This is a genomic window from Candidatus Hydrogenedentota bacterium (assembly GCA_013359265.1).
Lineage (GTDB): Bacteria > Hydrogenedentota > Hydrogenedentia > Hydrogenedentales > SLHB01 > JABWCD01.
This window is the reverse complement of the sequence record JABWCD010000010.1, coordinates 1-12954: the sequence shown is the minus strand read 5'-3', so window position 1 is coordinate 12954 and position 12954 is coordinate 1. Positions and strand designations below refer to the sequence as shown.

The following is a 12954-nucleotide window of genomic DNA, read 5'->3' as shown; positions in this document are numbered from 1 at the left end:
GCTACTGCGCGCTCCGGTAGAGCAGATACTTCTGCAGGGCGACGGCATGCGGCGTCGATGTGTTAACGAGGTTGTAATCGATGCCTCGCGCGCGCGCTCCGTTGGCGACGTGGCTCAGGTAGTTCCCAAGCTCCCTTTCGTACGACTCCGCAATGTCGCCCGGTCGCGCCGTCAGCGTTTCGCTGCTTTCAGCATCGACGAAGTTCACGCTGTCCAATGGTGGAAGCGTCAATTCGTACCGGTGCAGGACGTGAAACAGAACAACCTCGAAGCGCCGGTGCCGGAACATGTCCAGTGCGCGAAAGACGCTGACGGGATCGTCAAGCAGATCGCTGATAACGATTAGCATGCCGCGCCGCTTGTGCAGCGCAAACGTATCCTGAAGCGCTCGGGACACGGATGTCTTCTTGCCGGGCTTTTGCTTCTCCAACGTATTGAGAATCGCGTACAGATGCGGAAACGTGCTGCCCGCCGGCACATGGGCGGTAACTTTCTCGTCGAATAACGTTAAGCCCACCCGGTCGCCTTGCTTAACAAGCAAATACGCAAGCGCCGCCGCGAGGTACGATCCGTATTCGAGTTTGGAGACTTCCAGTGTGGGAAAGTACGACCGAAACGCCTTGCCGCCATACCCCATCGAAGCGCTCCGGTCCAGCACAATATGGCACGCCATGTCCGTTTCGCGCTGGAAAAGCTTCACGAAGTGCCGATCGGTCCGCGCAAACGCCTTCCAATCGATCGTGCGGATTTCGTCGCCGGGATAGTACTCGCGGTAATCGATGAACTCCGCCGCGGACCCCTTGTACGGCGAGCGATGGCGCCCGGCATACGCGCCTTCCACGATGATGCGCGCGGCGAAGAGCATGTTCTTCAGTCCGGTGAGTTCGGCGGGACTTAAGTACTTCCATCCCGAGGTCCCCGGGCGGTTTGCCGAGGTTGGCTGTGCGGGAAGCGGCGGCGGCGAGGATCGCTTCGTGCTGGTCCTGCTGAGGGCCATGCTGACCTACCGCCCCCGGTAGTCCGGTTCCTTCACGCTTTTCAGTAACGATTCGATTATCTGCGCTGGAGTGATTCCCTCGCCCGCGGCTTTGTAGTTCGGAAGTACACGATGCTGGAGTACGGGCCCCGCTATTTCCCGCACATCGTCGCACGACGGAGACGGCCGGCCATCGAGCAGCGCGAGCGCCTTGGCGCCGAGCACGAGGTACTGCGATGCGCGCGGCCCTGCGCCCCATTCGACATACTCGTTTACAAACGCGTTCTGCTTGCTCTCGCTTGGCCGTGACATGCGCGCGAGGTCCACGGCGTATTCCAGTACGTGCGAGGAGACCGGAACGCGCCGTACGAGCGCCTGATACCGCAAAACCTCGTCCTTCGTGAACATCGCGCGAACGACAGGTAAGTCCGCTGTCGTCGTTTCATTCACGATTTGCAGTTCCTCATCGCGGTTGGGATACGAAATGTTGATGCTGAACATGAATCGATCCAGTTGTGCCTCCGGCAACGGGTAGGTCCCTTCATGCTCGATTGGATTCTGCGTGGCCAATACGAAGAAGGGCGGATCGAGCCGGTACGTCGTGCCTGCCGCAGTCACCGTCAATTCCTGCATGGCTTCGAGCAGCGCCGCCTGGGTCTTTGGCGGAGTGCGATTTATTTCGTCGGCAAGGATGAGATTCGCGAAGAGCGGGCCTTTCACGAATGTCATAACTCGCTGGCCCGTCGCCGGATCGGTCTGAAGAATCTCAGTTCCGGTGATGTCCGACGGCATCAAATCCGGGGTGAACTGGATGCGCTTGAACTCCCAGCCCAGCGCCTGGGCCAACGTCTTCACGAGCAGCGTCTTCGCCAAACCGGGGACGCCGATGATGAGGCCGTGGCCCCGCGCGAAAAGCGTTGTCAGCACTTCGCGCAGGATTCGGTCCTGGCCTACGATGACTGTGTGCAGTTCGGCCTGAAGTTCGTGCACTTTACGTGCGAATTCCTGGGCCAATTCGAGTTCGCCGTGTTGCGTTACCGCAGGATTTACAGCCATCTGGCCTCCCGAATTTGGAGGGTTGCGCCATACGTGCGGCGGCCCCCGTTCCGCGCCTGTAACGGTATCGTAATCGCTGGACCTCCCGGCAGTCCACCCCGCGCGGGGGGCACGGGGGCTCAAGACCCTATTGCGCAATTCTTTACAACTGTGCTATAACCTTGCCGATGGGACGCCCAGTTGGCGTCCGGAGTTCGAGACAGTTGGTTCCCTTCGCTTCCATTGATCCCGCCTCGTGTGCGCGCCGTTCCTTGGTTGCCTGGCCCTTGTCCTTGAACGCATCGTTTCGGTTTCACAAAGGCAACACAAAGGAATCGCTCCATGAACCTGTACGTCGGAAATCTGTCTTATAACACGACAGAATCGTCGCTCCGCAAAGCGTTTGAAGCGTTTGGCGCGGTCGACTCCGCCCGAATCATCATCGACAAGATGACGGACAAGTCGAAGGGTTTCGCTTTCGTCGAGATGCCTAACGCCGCCGAAGCCAAGGCAGCGATCGAAGGCCTTGACGGCAAGGACCTCGATGGTCGCCCGCTTCGCGTGAACGAAGCGCGCCCCAAGACGGAAGGCGGCGGCGGTGGTGGCCGTGGCGGATATCGTGGCGGCGGTGGCGGCGGTGGCCGCGGCCGCGACTGGTAACCGTCAGCCGCAATAGCGTTCATTGGTTTAGATGCAGGGCCCGTGCTGAAACATGCACGGGCCCGTTTCTTTTTACCGCGCGATATTCCGGCGGGATGCCCATATCGGGTAGGTGGGGTATACTGGGTGTGTTGGGCGGTTTGGATACGTCGGGGAGATTTCGATGAAGGGTGCGCGGCGCACGGGGTATTTGGTTGTAGTGACCGGTATCGCGACGATCGCTTCGGTCATCGTAATGAGCACGATGGCAGGGCCGGAGGTGGCGCCGCATACGAAGCCGAACTCCGGTGGTTTCTCGTCAACGATGCTGTGGTTCGAGTTGGCGCTCACACCCAGGGAAATCTTTGAAAACCTGGGCCCCACCAACTCCGAGGAGGGTCGAGCGCGCCGCCTGCAACTGGACATTACAAACAAGTACGACTTTGCGTTCATGGTGTGCTACAGCATGTACAACGCATCTCTGGTTTATCTCGTCACGCATCTCAACGTTTACCGGCTCAGGTCGTTGCTCAAACTTCGCGTTTTCCTGGCCTTGGGCATTCTGCTTTCGATCGCAATGCTGGTTGGCGACATTGTCGAGAATGTGCAGTTGCTCGAACTCACCAGGGTCGCAAACGCAGACGACATCCAGGAATCGACGATGTCGAGCCTTATCTACTGGACGCGCGTGAAATGGGGGGCAATCTTCGCCGTGTGCATCATGCTGAGCGCCGGATACGCGTCGTATTTCCGGCGCATTCCGACGCTCTTGATACCCGCCGCGTACGCGCTTGCTGGTGTGTCCGGAATGATCGCGATAAGCATACCGGAGGCGAGGGTTGTCATGGAATACATCAGCATCCACGCGATTACCTTCGCTTGGGCAGCCTCGCTTCTCCATGCGATCCTGATATCCGTCAAAGGCCCGGCCGGGTTCCCGTTACCGGACAATGTGCACGTGCGAAATGCCGAAACGGCAGAGGCGGAAGGTTAGACCAACACAAGGAACACCGCAAGCCCCACCTCCACCGCGGCGTGCACGATCAACGGAAGCATGAGGTTCTTGCGCGCAACGGTCCACAGCGTGAATACGATGCCCGCGACAAACATGGCCGCCATTTCGATGGGGTCCTTCTGAAGATGGTAGAGCGCTTCCGAAACCGGGACGACAACCCACCCCCATTTCGGCCAACGCTCTACGAACGGTCGCAACAGGAAGTACCGATGCAAGAACTCCCAACCCGGCAGCCACGAGATGTTCCACAGCGCCATCTGGCGCAGTGCGGCGAGTTTTTCGCTCCACGATGCGTCAGCGCGTGAGTGATAGTATTCACGCAATTGCGGAATGAATAGAATGGCGAGTACGCATGCTAAGCCCACCGCACCCATTGCGATGAGGAGGGGCACGTCGGCACGCTTCCATCGCGCGAACCCGAAATAGCCCCAATCCAGCGTGCGAAAACTGAACGTGGCCGGAATCACAAGCCAAAAAACAAACTTGAAGAAATCAAACTGTGACAATGATCCATCGCCGCGCCACAAGAAGACTGACCAGTTGACGGTAAAGTCCACAACGCCGACATCCAGTCGCCAGCGCGCCCCAGTCGCCGCGAGCGCGTCGACGAGCAGCACGACGAAGACGTACGCGCCAACCCCCGCGATTTTCTTGTTTGTACTTGGCCCGGCCATTGCCGCCTATCTCGCAATCTTCTTCCCTTGCGCGGTGCTCGGGAACGGGCAGAGGTCCTTCACAGGGCATTGCGAACAGAGGGGCGCGCGAGCGCTGCAGATGGCGCGGCCGTGGAATACCATGCAGTGGGAGAATGTGTTCCACTCGTCCCGCGGAACGATCTTCATAATGTCTTGTTCGATCACTTTCGGATCGTCGCTCTTGGTAAAGCCCAGGCGGTTCGTCAAGCGCGTGCAGTGGGTATCAACGATGACGCCGGGGACACCGAAACATTCGCCGAGAATCACGTTTGCGGTCTTGCGTCCCACGCCGTCCAGTGTAAGCAATTCTTCCATCGTGCCCGGGACTTTCCCCCCGTAATTCTCGATGATCTTCGCGCACGCGCTGCGTATGCTTTTCGCCTTTTGGCGATAGAACCCGCACGAATGAATCGCCTCCTCCAATTCGCCGTCGTTCGCGTTCAGGTAGTCTTGCGGTTTCTTGAACCGTTTGAAGAGCGATTTGGTGACGATGTTGACACGTTCGTCGGTGCATTGCGCGGCCAGGATGGTCGCGATCATCAGTTGTAGAGGTTCCTTGAAGTCGAGCGAGCACGTCGCATCGGGGTATTGCAGGCGCAATCGTTCGAGCACTTGCGCGGCGCGTTCGCGATTGGCGGATTGTGTCTGCTTGAACGACGGCACGCTAGTTTCCTTTGCGCCAAGCGATGAGCCTTTCCGCGCTCATACAGTTGATGAGATGTTCCGGACCTAGCCATCCCTTCCGGGCAATTCCAACACCGTACTGCACGTCGTCGATCCCTTCGATGCTGTGCGCGTCCGGACCGATGCTGAACATCGCGCCCTGGTCGCGCGCGCGCCTGATGTGCCGCCAGTCCATATCGAGCCGGTGCGGATTGGCGTTGATTTCTATGGCAACGCGGTTTCGCACGCATGCGTCAACGACCTTCTCCATGTCGAGCGGATACCCTTCGCGCGCGAGCAGCAGTCGGCCCGTCAAATGGCCCAAGATTGCCGAGTACGGATTCTCGATGGCCTTGACCACGCGCTTCGTCGCTTCGGCCTCGGTCATCGTCAACCCGCTGTGCACGGAGGCGATGATCAACTCAAAACTCTTGAGCAGGTCATCGTCGTAGTCAAGCGATCCGTCCGCGCGAATATCCGACTCAATGCATTTGAAAACGCGAAACCCTTTCAGTTTGTCGTTGATCGAATCGATTTCCTTGTGCTGCTTCCTCACGGCCGCCGGAACAAGCCCGCCCGCGTACGCAGCCGTTTGACTGTGGTCCGCCAGCACCATGTATTTATATCCGCGGTCCTTTGCGGCGCGGGCCATTTGCTCGATCGTCGCCGTCCCGTCGCTGTACGTCGAGTGGCAATGGATCAGGCCGACTAGATCGCCCTGCTCCACTAGGCGCGGTGTCTGCTCCAGTTCCAGTTCGCCCAAATCCTCACGCAGCTCGGGTGGTATGTACGGCAATCCGAGCTTTTTGAAAATGGCCGTTTCGTCTTTGCACTTGACCAGCGTGTCGCCGCTAAACAGCCCGTACTCGTTCATCTTGAGGTGGCGGTCTTTCGCGCGTTGACGCATTGCCACGTTGTGGTCCTTGCTGCCGGTGAAGTGGTGCAGCGCGTACGGAAATTCCTCGTCGGTCACCACGCGCAGATCGGCGGCAATCCCCGATTTAAGGACTACGCTCGATTTCGTTTCGCCGTGGCCAGTGATATGGTCGACGCCCTCCGCCTCGACGAACCGCTTCATTAATGCTTCCGGCTTCTTTGAAGACGCGACAATATCAATGTCCTTGATCACTTCCTTGCGCCGGCGCAGGCTCCCGGCGATTTCGATTCGGATTACCGATGTTTCTTTCGTGAGCCAATCGCGCAACCGGGTCGCTTCGGCAAGGGCTTTGTGCACGTGAAACATTCCCTGATGCCGCCGGGCAAACGTGATGCCATCGAGGATCTTCTGCTGCATCTTGTCGCCGAACCCTTTCAATTCGGCGATGGTCCCGCGCGTGCAGGCGTTTTCAAGTTGGACGAGCGTCTCAATCTTCATGTCCTCGTAAAGCGTCTTGATTCGCTTCGCGCCCAGCCCGGGAATCTTGAACAATTCGAATAAGGACTCGGGAAACCGCGCGCGCAGTTCCTCGTGGTAACCAAGTTTCCCGGTCGTGACCAACTCCTCAATCTTCTGCTCCAGCGCGTCGCCAACTCCCTTAATCTGGCGCAATCGCTTCTCGCGCACGAGTGTGTCGATATCCTCCTCGTGTTGCTCGAGCGCCCGCGCGACATTCGTATACGACCGAGCCTTGAACGGATTCTCCCCGGACAACTCGAGTAGGACCGCAATCTCTTCTAAGACGGCAGCAACAGCTTTCTTGGTCATGGTTTCCTCGAAGGTGGCTATCGAGTAGGAAAGCACAATGCTCGGCGCCCGCACAACAACGGCAACAAGCAAACGGCGATTGAGGTCAGCCCATGACGGCTCGGAACCGGGTTCTGCGGGCCTGTTCAGGCTGAGGGAAAAGTCGTATCAGCGCCCGTGCCGCATCGCGGGACGCACCGTAACGACTTCGCGTTCGGATTCGTCGACGACTGGTTTCAGTTCGACGGACGGCGTGGTTTCGTCGGCCTCATTACTGGCGACTTTGGCGGGCGCCGTATCTCCATCCAATTGAATGAGCATCGGCGTCAACGGTTCGATGGCGTCGGGAAACTCAACGCGATTGCCTGAAACGAGATCGGCGCCGGCGGCATACGGACCGTGCAGTTTCACGCGCACGGGCGTTTCGCGCAGGTTAATCAGATACAGGTACGGTACGCGTTCGTACACCGCGAAGCGCGACTTCATGCCGTCGATGGGATAACCGAAATCGTTCACGGGCCGCGGCGGCGATCCCATCCCGTCCAACGCGTATGCCGCATCAAGCGCATCGAGATAGGCGCGCGCTGTATCTTCGCTGCGCATCAGGATTGTGCGCTTGGAAACGGTCACCGTATCTGTCCGGGAAATACCCTGTTGGTCGTACGGGAAGGGGTTTCCCTGGCGAACGATGACGCCCCCGCGCTCGATATAGCGGTCTATTGCGTGGAAGGCGTCATCCGACAACGCAAGCGCCTTCGGGACGACCAGTACTTGTACGCCGTCCAACCCGTTGCGCTCACACTCGCGCTCGCTGATAAACAGCGTGTGCGCGCCAAAATTCGAACAGCCCTCGTATGCCCGCAACGCGGACGCGACGTACGGCTCGCCCTGCGCGAACATCTTCGACGAGGTACTCCATAAAATTCGGACGGGGGCCTGCGCGTCTTGAAGCGCCCTGACAATTGGCGCGAGCCGGTTGATGTCCAAATTCGTGGTTGCATATGCGTCCAGCAATTCGGGGCGGGCCAATATGCCGTCACGACCCTGGCCTGGCGTGCCCAACTGGATCGCGGATGCGTCAAGGCCCGCGATTATTGCTTCCCACATCATGGCGCGGACACGGCCGTAAGCCGACCGTCCGACAACGCCATCGGGTAACGTGAAGCGATCGTCGCTGTTGACGATCGGCGCCGCCGGCCGCAATGAGCGCAGCAGCGCGTAGCAGGCCGCTTGGCGCGGCGGCCCGAGCGCCAGTCCGTTCCCCGCAAGATCCTGGGACGGAGAGCTGCCGCCGATGTCGAGCAGTTGGAGTATCGATTCGCGGTCGATGCCGCGCGTAGACTCGCCCGGTTCGAACACCGTATCGGCAAATCGCACTTCGACCGGCAGCCCGGGAGCGGCGTCGCGCGCTTGCGCGGCGAGCCAGGCAAAAAACTGCGTCCCCAACTCCTGGTGATACGTCTGCAGATCGTACAGATACGCGGTGTGGCGCGACGCCCAATCGATCTGAATCTCGTCAAAGCTCATGTACCTGGTGCGCCAACGGCGATTCATCAAATCGTACTCGCGGTACCGCGCCCGGGCGAGGTCAATCAGTCCCTCGCGCAGCGTAGTTTCGCGAAGCCGTAACGCGGGGTCCCGCGCGAGCAACACGCTCAGCACGTTAGGATGGTCCTGGGCCGCCGCCAACGCTGCTCGGATATGTCGGGACAGCAGCGCACGGGCCTCGTCGGCCATCAGGTCGTAGCTGAAACTGCTATTCTCCGGCGCATCCATTGCGGGCGATTGGGCCCATGCCGGCAGATTCTCGAGCGCCAAATCCAAAATTACCCGGATGCCACGCCGTTCGGCCTCGTCCAAGTACTCACTCAACGCGCCCGCAAATGCAGTCAGCTCCGACGAATCGGCCAGGGTGTCAGCGGGGGAAACGGGAAGTACCGACAGACCGAGTCCATATCGCTCCAACAGTGCTGGCGCATTCGATGCCTTGTCGCGCGCGGACGCACCAAACAAGTACTCCGGCATACCATTCGAGAGCAGCGCTCCCTCTGCCAGGCTCATTCTCGACGCGGGGGAAGACCCGCCCGGCCATGTCGCCGCTGTACTCGGCGTAACCAAGCTCAATTCCAGTCGCGCGGTCGTGCCCAACTCGCCTAGGTATGCGGCAAACTCGTGAGCGCGCGGCCAGTCGCCCGCTGCCAACGCGGATTCGGCATGCGCTACGTAATCCTCCAAAATGGTGGTATGCAGCGTCGCATATGCCGGGCGCGTGCCGGTCCTCGCGAGGGCGTCCAGGGCCTGACGGACCTTGTGCGCTTCAGCTTTCACGGCGCCGATCCGGGATTGAATACTCGAACCCGTCAGAAATGACAAGGAAAGCGCAGCTTTCGCCAGTTCGCCGCCCGGACGCGTATGGAGATCGAATTCCGCTGTATATTCGCCATCCGGCAGCCCCGTTGGCTCCCAAGTGAATTTTGCCAGGGCCGTCTTCTTGGCCAAGTCACGACGAATCTCCCCAATGTGGATGGGTTTTCCCGCGGGGTCACGAATCGTGAGTACCAGATGCGTTTCGTCGATGGCTTGCGGCGCAGAGATCTGGCACTCGAATGAGATTTCGGCCGGCAACTCGTGCTGCGGCGCGAAACTGCACTGGAGGTTCGCGTGACGCGATTCCGGGGTCGGCTTTCGCGCTATCCAGAGCCGCTGTTGGTCGGTCCTGAGCGTTGCCTCGTTTGCAGCGAGAAGGCCCGGATACACCAGCAGCAGTGCCATGGAGACCGAACTGCGCACCATCTTGAGTATCCTTCCCCGCAAGGGATGCATAGTACCCCGCATTGTAGAGTGAAGTTCGACTGCTGTCAAAGCCATAACGGTTGACTTGCATAAGTTGTTGACTGAACAAGCGCTACTGACGAGGTCGCCGATATTGCATCGTACGCGCAAATCTTTGTAAGTTAATTGTTTATAATTAGTTACGATTGACTGCTTTCGACTGGCCGGAGAATGAACCGAATAGGAAAAAAAGTCCGCTCATTAGCAATTTTCGCATATCGCCCGTGTGATGCCTATGTCTTTTGTCGGTACATACATACGGCGCGACGCAGCCGAATGCCAAGTTTTATTTCAGAAATCGTGAAACTCTGCCGCGGAACGAGGTATACAGCCTTTAAGACTTGGCAATAAACCATTGGGTTTATGGGCCATTTGCAGGGGAAAAGGGACGAAAAAGGCGTACGGAACGCGCCACTCCGACCCGTGATGCGGAAGTAGGGAGACGCCGAGTCAACTCTTGACAAGGGTTGACAAGGTCACATCCAGAACGTTAGGCTATCCGGAAGGGATGGGAAAGTTTTCCGGCAGTCAGGCGTATCACTCGTCGGTAGCGCCATGAGGTACTGAGCCATGAAGAGCACGATTAACGCGAGGGTGGCGTTGGTAGTTGTCATGACTGCCACCGCGGCGTTTGCCCAGCTCTGCTCCATTCCGGCAGACCAGGTGGACTCGAAGAAGGTCTTTTGGGGATCCACCGCGGGCTTTGAGAAACCGGCGGAAGTCGATTACGACGCCGTACTCAAGGTCACGCCCGAATACAGGCAGATGAAGAAGGACCGTGTCGAGCGCGGCACGGGCAAGTACTGGATTCTTTTGAACCAGGCGACGGACCGGTCTACGCGCGCAATTACGGAAGTAGGCCAGGACACCGAGTATGACCTGATTGCGCAACGTGGTTACTTGGCGTCGCTTACACCTGCTATTCCGGCGGACGACGTCACTCCTTTGGTCGTTTCCAAGATTGAAGGCGGATCCAAGATCGCCAAGGCCAAGAAGTCCGGCAAGAACGAAAAGTCGGATGAAGGCGACAGCCGCACGGCGAAGGCCGAACCAAAGGCCGAAAAGAAGGCCGAGAAGCAGCCCAAGTCTGATTCGGCCGGCAATTAGCCAGATCCGGGGGAAGCGAATGCCTTACGCAACGCCACAGGGCTGGCGGGTGCTCCAACTGGGTCTAGTCGGCGCGATGGGAGCGATGGTCTTGGTCTTCTCCGGGTGCCAGTCGACGCCGGGCTACACCGGGGGCAAACCCAACAATCACGGCCTTAATGGTCCCACGACCGGCACCAGCTCAAACGCCGGAAACGTTGACCAGGCCCGTAGACGCATCCAAGCCGGCGATACGACCGCGGCTATTCCCCAGTTGTTGCACGTGATCAGCAGTGCACCCACGTCGAAGCCCGCCTTCGATGCGCGGTACTGGCTGGCTGTGGCATATGCCAAGGTCGGCAGCTACCCCGAGTCGTTGGAAATGTACGAGGAGTACCTCCGTCTCGCGCCCGAAGGGCGGTACGCGGCAAATGCCAGAAACGAGATGGATGCGCTCGAAAGGGAGTACCGGGAAAAGTACCAGACCGCCGAGGAGATGGACGCTGTCGTGAAGGAATTGTCCGCCCAGCTACAGCAAAACCCGCAGGACGTTGCGCTTCTGATGAAACTCGCAAACGTCTTATGGACGCGCGGCGACTACGAGAGCGCCGCGAGGATTTACAACGACGTGCTGAGGGCGCACCCCGAGCGGGCCGATGACGTGGAGCTGCGCGACCGCATTGCGCGGCTGCCCCAGGGTGGATATGTGGTGCTGACGCCGTCCGAGATTCAACGGCGCGAGACGGAGCGTCAGCCGTTGTTCGTGTTCAATACGGCATCCTTCAAGAGTGGAAAGGACCTGTTTACGAGAGAACCGCTCTACTACGCCGTGACGGGCCAGGTTGTGAACCAGAGTTCAAGCGTCTTATACGGCGTGGAAGTGATTATTACCGTCTATGGATTCGGCAATATGGTGTATGACACGAACACCGTTCACATCGGGCGAATGAACCCGGGCGAAATCCGGGCGTTCAGTTCGCGATTCAGCAACTTTGACAATATCGAAGAAGTACAACGCTACGAGTGCGTGGCGGCGAGCAAGTAAGGGTCCAAAGTAATGCGCGGAGCACGGACAGCATTGGCACTCGCCATCGGGATGTCGATGGCGGCGATTGCTTTGGCCCAAGACAAACCCCCGACGCCATTCGCCCGCCCCCCCGTGCCGCCGGGCACCGCGCCACTGACTGCCGACGCACCGCAGCAAGCGAACGTCACCGTGAAGGTGGTTGAATTCCAGGCGACCAAAGGCCGCGATACTGGCTTGAACGCATTCTACGCGCGCAACAGAAACCCGAAACCGTACGGGCGCGTGTCCGACGGTGACGGCGCAATCAGCACGGCTGACCTCACGTTTCCGTTGGATGCGGAAGGAACGATTACGGTATTCCTTGACCGATTGCACTTGAGCGACGGAGAACTCGAACTGGTCCTGCAGGCGTTGGAGACGGAAAACCAGGCGTTCATCCTGTCGCGGCCTGGCGCGATGGTCCCTGTCCGCGGGGCCACGCCCACCTCGATCGAAACCGTCGAGGAAAATCCGTACGAGAGCCCGACGGTTGTGGGTACTACGGTTGTCGCGGCGACGGAGTTCCGCAAGACCGGCGTGATCATGCAGGTGCAGATAGTCGATGTCATCGACGACGACGGGAATTACCAGACCACAGAGGACACCTATTTCAACTGCGTCATCCGCGCGGAGGTGAAGGAACTCGGCGAAGAAATCGTAGTCGCCGAACAGCAGCAATTGATCGGAGCGAATCAGATTACTGCCCCCACCTTCGTAACGCGAAGCGTTGACACGCAGGTCTGGATTCGGCACGGGCAAGTGCTCGTTCTCGGCGGATTGTTTCGCAATCGAACGCTGAAGAGCATCGATTCGGTGCCGGGGCTTTCAAAACTCGAGGACATGACGGTCGGCCTCGCGGAACGCGTGATACCCGGCAATCTGCTCGGGGGGCGCGCGACGTCGGTTCTTGGCAACAAGAGCAACGAGGAACAACGGCGCGAGTTGGTGTTCTTCGTGAAGGTCGAGGGATGGCGGCCCGCGTACACCGTACGCGAAGAAGAAGGGCAGGAGGACGAGGAACTCGAAAAGAAGGGGATGCGTCCAACTGACATAATCGAGAATGTCATCGGCGGCATCACCAGCATTCCTGAAGGTATTGCCGAGATCGGGGAAGGACCGGACGGCAGGGGGATCGAGTCCGAACTGGGTGGCAGCCCGAGGAAAAAATGAACGCAGGCAGAACCATAACGGCGTTGCTGTTGCTCGCGGGCGCGGCTTGGGCACAGGACCCGGCACCCGCTGCGCCGGCGGCTCCTGCGGCCC

The 12954-nt window shown here is 59.2% G+C and carries 11 protein-coding genes; 5 read left to right on the top strand and 6 right to left on the bottom strand.

Annotated elements, in window-relative coordinates; genetic code table 11:
• Window position 1: 1 nt before the first annotated feature.
• Together HUU46_10650 and HUU46_10645 are read right to left on the bottom strand one after the other, a co-directional pair.
• Window positions 2–997: a DUF58 domain-containing protein gene (locus tag HUU46_10650; GenBank protein ID NUM54092.1), complete on the bottom strand. Its 996-nt coding sequence runs from the start codon at window positions 995–997 to the stop codon at window positions 2–4.
• Between the two features lie 6 nt (window positions 998–1003).
• Window positions 1004–2032 carry a MoxR family ATPase gene (locus HUU46_10645; protein NUM54091.1) on the bottom strand — a complete coding sequence of 343 codons (1029 nt, stop codon included), beginning with the start codon at window positions 2030–2032 and terminating at the stop codon, window positions 1004–1006.
• Between the two features lie 321 nt (window positions 2033–2353).
• On the opposite strand from HUU46_10645, the gene HUU46_10640 reads away from it, so the two are divergent.
• Window positions 2354–2671 (top strand): RNA-binding protein, encoded by a 318-nt coding sequence (locus HUU46_10640; protein ID NUM54090.1) that lies wholly within the window; start codon window positions 2354–2356, stop codon window positions 2669–2671.
• Window positions 2672–2834: 163 nt separating this feature from the next.
• Window positions 2835–3644, top strand: coding sequence for a hypothetical protein (locus HUU46_10635; GenBank protein ID NUM54089.1), 810 nt, complete (start codon window positions 2835–2837; stop codon window positions 3642–3644).
• On the opposite strand, the gene HUU46_10630 is transcribed toward HUU46_10635, so the two are convergent.
• The 4 genes from HUU46_10630 to HUU46_10615 form a co-directional block, all read right to left on the bottom strand.
• Complete coding sequence (locus tag HUU46_10630; GenBank protein NUM54088.1) at window positions 3641–4339, bottom strand: CPBP family intramembrane metalloprotease; 699 nt, start codon at window positions 4337–4339, stop codon at window positions 3641–3643. The two genes, HUU46_10635 and HUU46_10630, sit on opposite strands and share 4 nt — an antisense overlap.
• 6 nt (window positions 4340–4345) lie before the next feature.
• Window positions 4346–5023 carry an endonuclease III gene (gene nth, locus HUU46_10625; protein NUM54087.1) on the bottom strand — a complete coding sequence of 226 codons (678 nt, stop codon included), beginning with the start codon at window positions 5021–5023 and terminating at the stop codon, window positions 4346–4348.
• A gap of 1 nt (window position 5024) precedes the next feature.
• Entirely contained in the window at window positions 5025–6728 is a 1704-nt protein-coding gene (gene polX / locus HUU46_10620; protein ID NUM54086.1) for a DNA polymerase/3'-5' exonuclease PolX, read from the bottom strand.
• Between the two features lie 147 nt (window positions 6729–6875).
• Window positions 6876–9500 carry a hypothetical protein gene (locus HUU46_10615; GenBank protein ID NUM54085.1) on the bottom strand — a complete coding sequence of 875 codons (2625 nt, stop codon included), beginning with the start codon at window positions 9498–9500 and terminating at the stop codon, window positions 6876–6878.
• A 609-nt stretch (window positions 9501–10109) separates the two neighbouring features.
• Here HUU46_10615 and HUU46_10610 point away from each other — a divergent pair.
• From HUU46_10610 to HUU46_10600, 3 genes are read left to right on the top strand one after another with little or no spacing between them, the layout of a single operon-like run.
• Window positions 10110–10646 carry a hypothetical protein gene (locus HUU46_10610; GenBank protein ID NUM54084.1) on the top strand — a complete coding sequence of 179 codons (537 nt, stop codon included), beginning with the start codon at window positions 10110–10112 and terminating at the stop codon, window positions 10644–10646.
• 19 nt (window positions 10647–10665) lie between these two features.
• Window positions 10666–11670: a tetratricopeptide repeat protein gene (locus HUU46_10605; protein ID NUM54083.1), complete on the top strand. Its 1005-nt coding sequence runs from the start codon at window positions 10666–10668 to the stop codon at window positions 11668–11670.
• Window positions 11671–11682: 12 nt separating this feature from the next.
• On the top strand, window positions 11683–12861 hold the full coding sequence (locus tag HUU46_10600; protein NUM54082.1) for a hypothetical protein: 1179 nt from the start codon (window positions 11683–11685) through the stop codon (window positions 12859–12861).
• Window positions 12862–12954 lie beyond the last annotated feature (93 nt).

Bases quoted from the DNA above. Each gene is read 5' to 3' on its own strand.
- HUU46_10650 (NUM54092.1), bottom strand. From the start codon at position 997: ATGGCCCTCAGCAGGACCAGCACGAAGCGATCCTCGCCGCCGCCGCTT.
- HUU46_10645 (NUM54091.1), bottom strand. From the start codon at position 2,032: ATGGCTGTAAATCCTGCGGTAACGCAACACGGCGAACTCGAATTGGCC.
- HUU46_10640 (NUM54090.1), top strand. From the start codon at position 2,354: ATGAACCTGTACGTCGGAAATCTGTCTTATAACACGACAGAATCGTCG.
- HUU46_10635 (NUM54089.1), top strand. From the start codon at position 2,835: ATGAAGGGTGCGCGGCGCACGGGGTATTTGGTTGTAGTGACCGGTATC.
- HUU46_10630 (NUM54088.1), bottom strand. From the start codon at position 4,339: ATGGCCGGGCCAAGTACAAACAAGAAAATCGCGGGGGTTGGCGCGTAC.
- polX (NUM54086.1), bottom strand. From the start codon at position 6,728: ATGACCAAGAAAGCTGTTGCTGCCGTCTTAGAAGAGATTGCGGTCCTA.
- HUU46_10615 (NUM54085.1), bottom strand. From the start codon at position 9,500: ATGGTGCGCAGTTCGGTCTCCATGGCACTGCTGCTGGTGTATCCGGGC.
- HUU46_10610 (NUM54084.1), top strand. From the start codon at position 10,110: ATGAAGAGCACGATTAACGCGAGGGTGGCGTTGGTAGTTGTCATGACT.
- HUU46_10605 (NUM54083.1), top strand. From the start codon at position 10,666: ATGCCTTACGCAACGCCACAGGGCTGGCGGGTGCTCCAACTGGGTCTA.
- HUU46_10600 (NUM54082.1), top strand. From the start codon at position 11,683: ATGCGCGGAGCACGGACAGCATTGGCACTCGCCATCGGGATGTCGATG.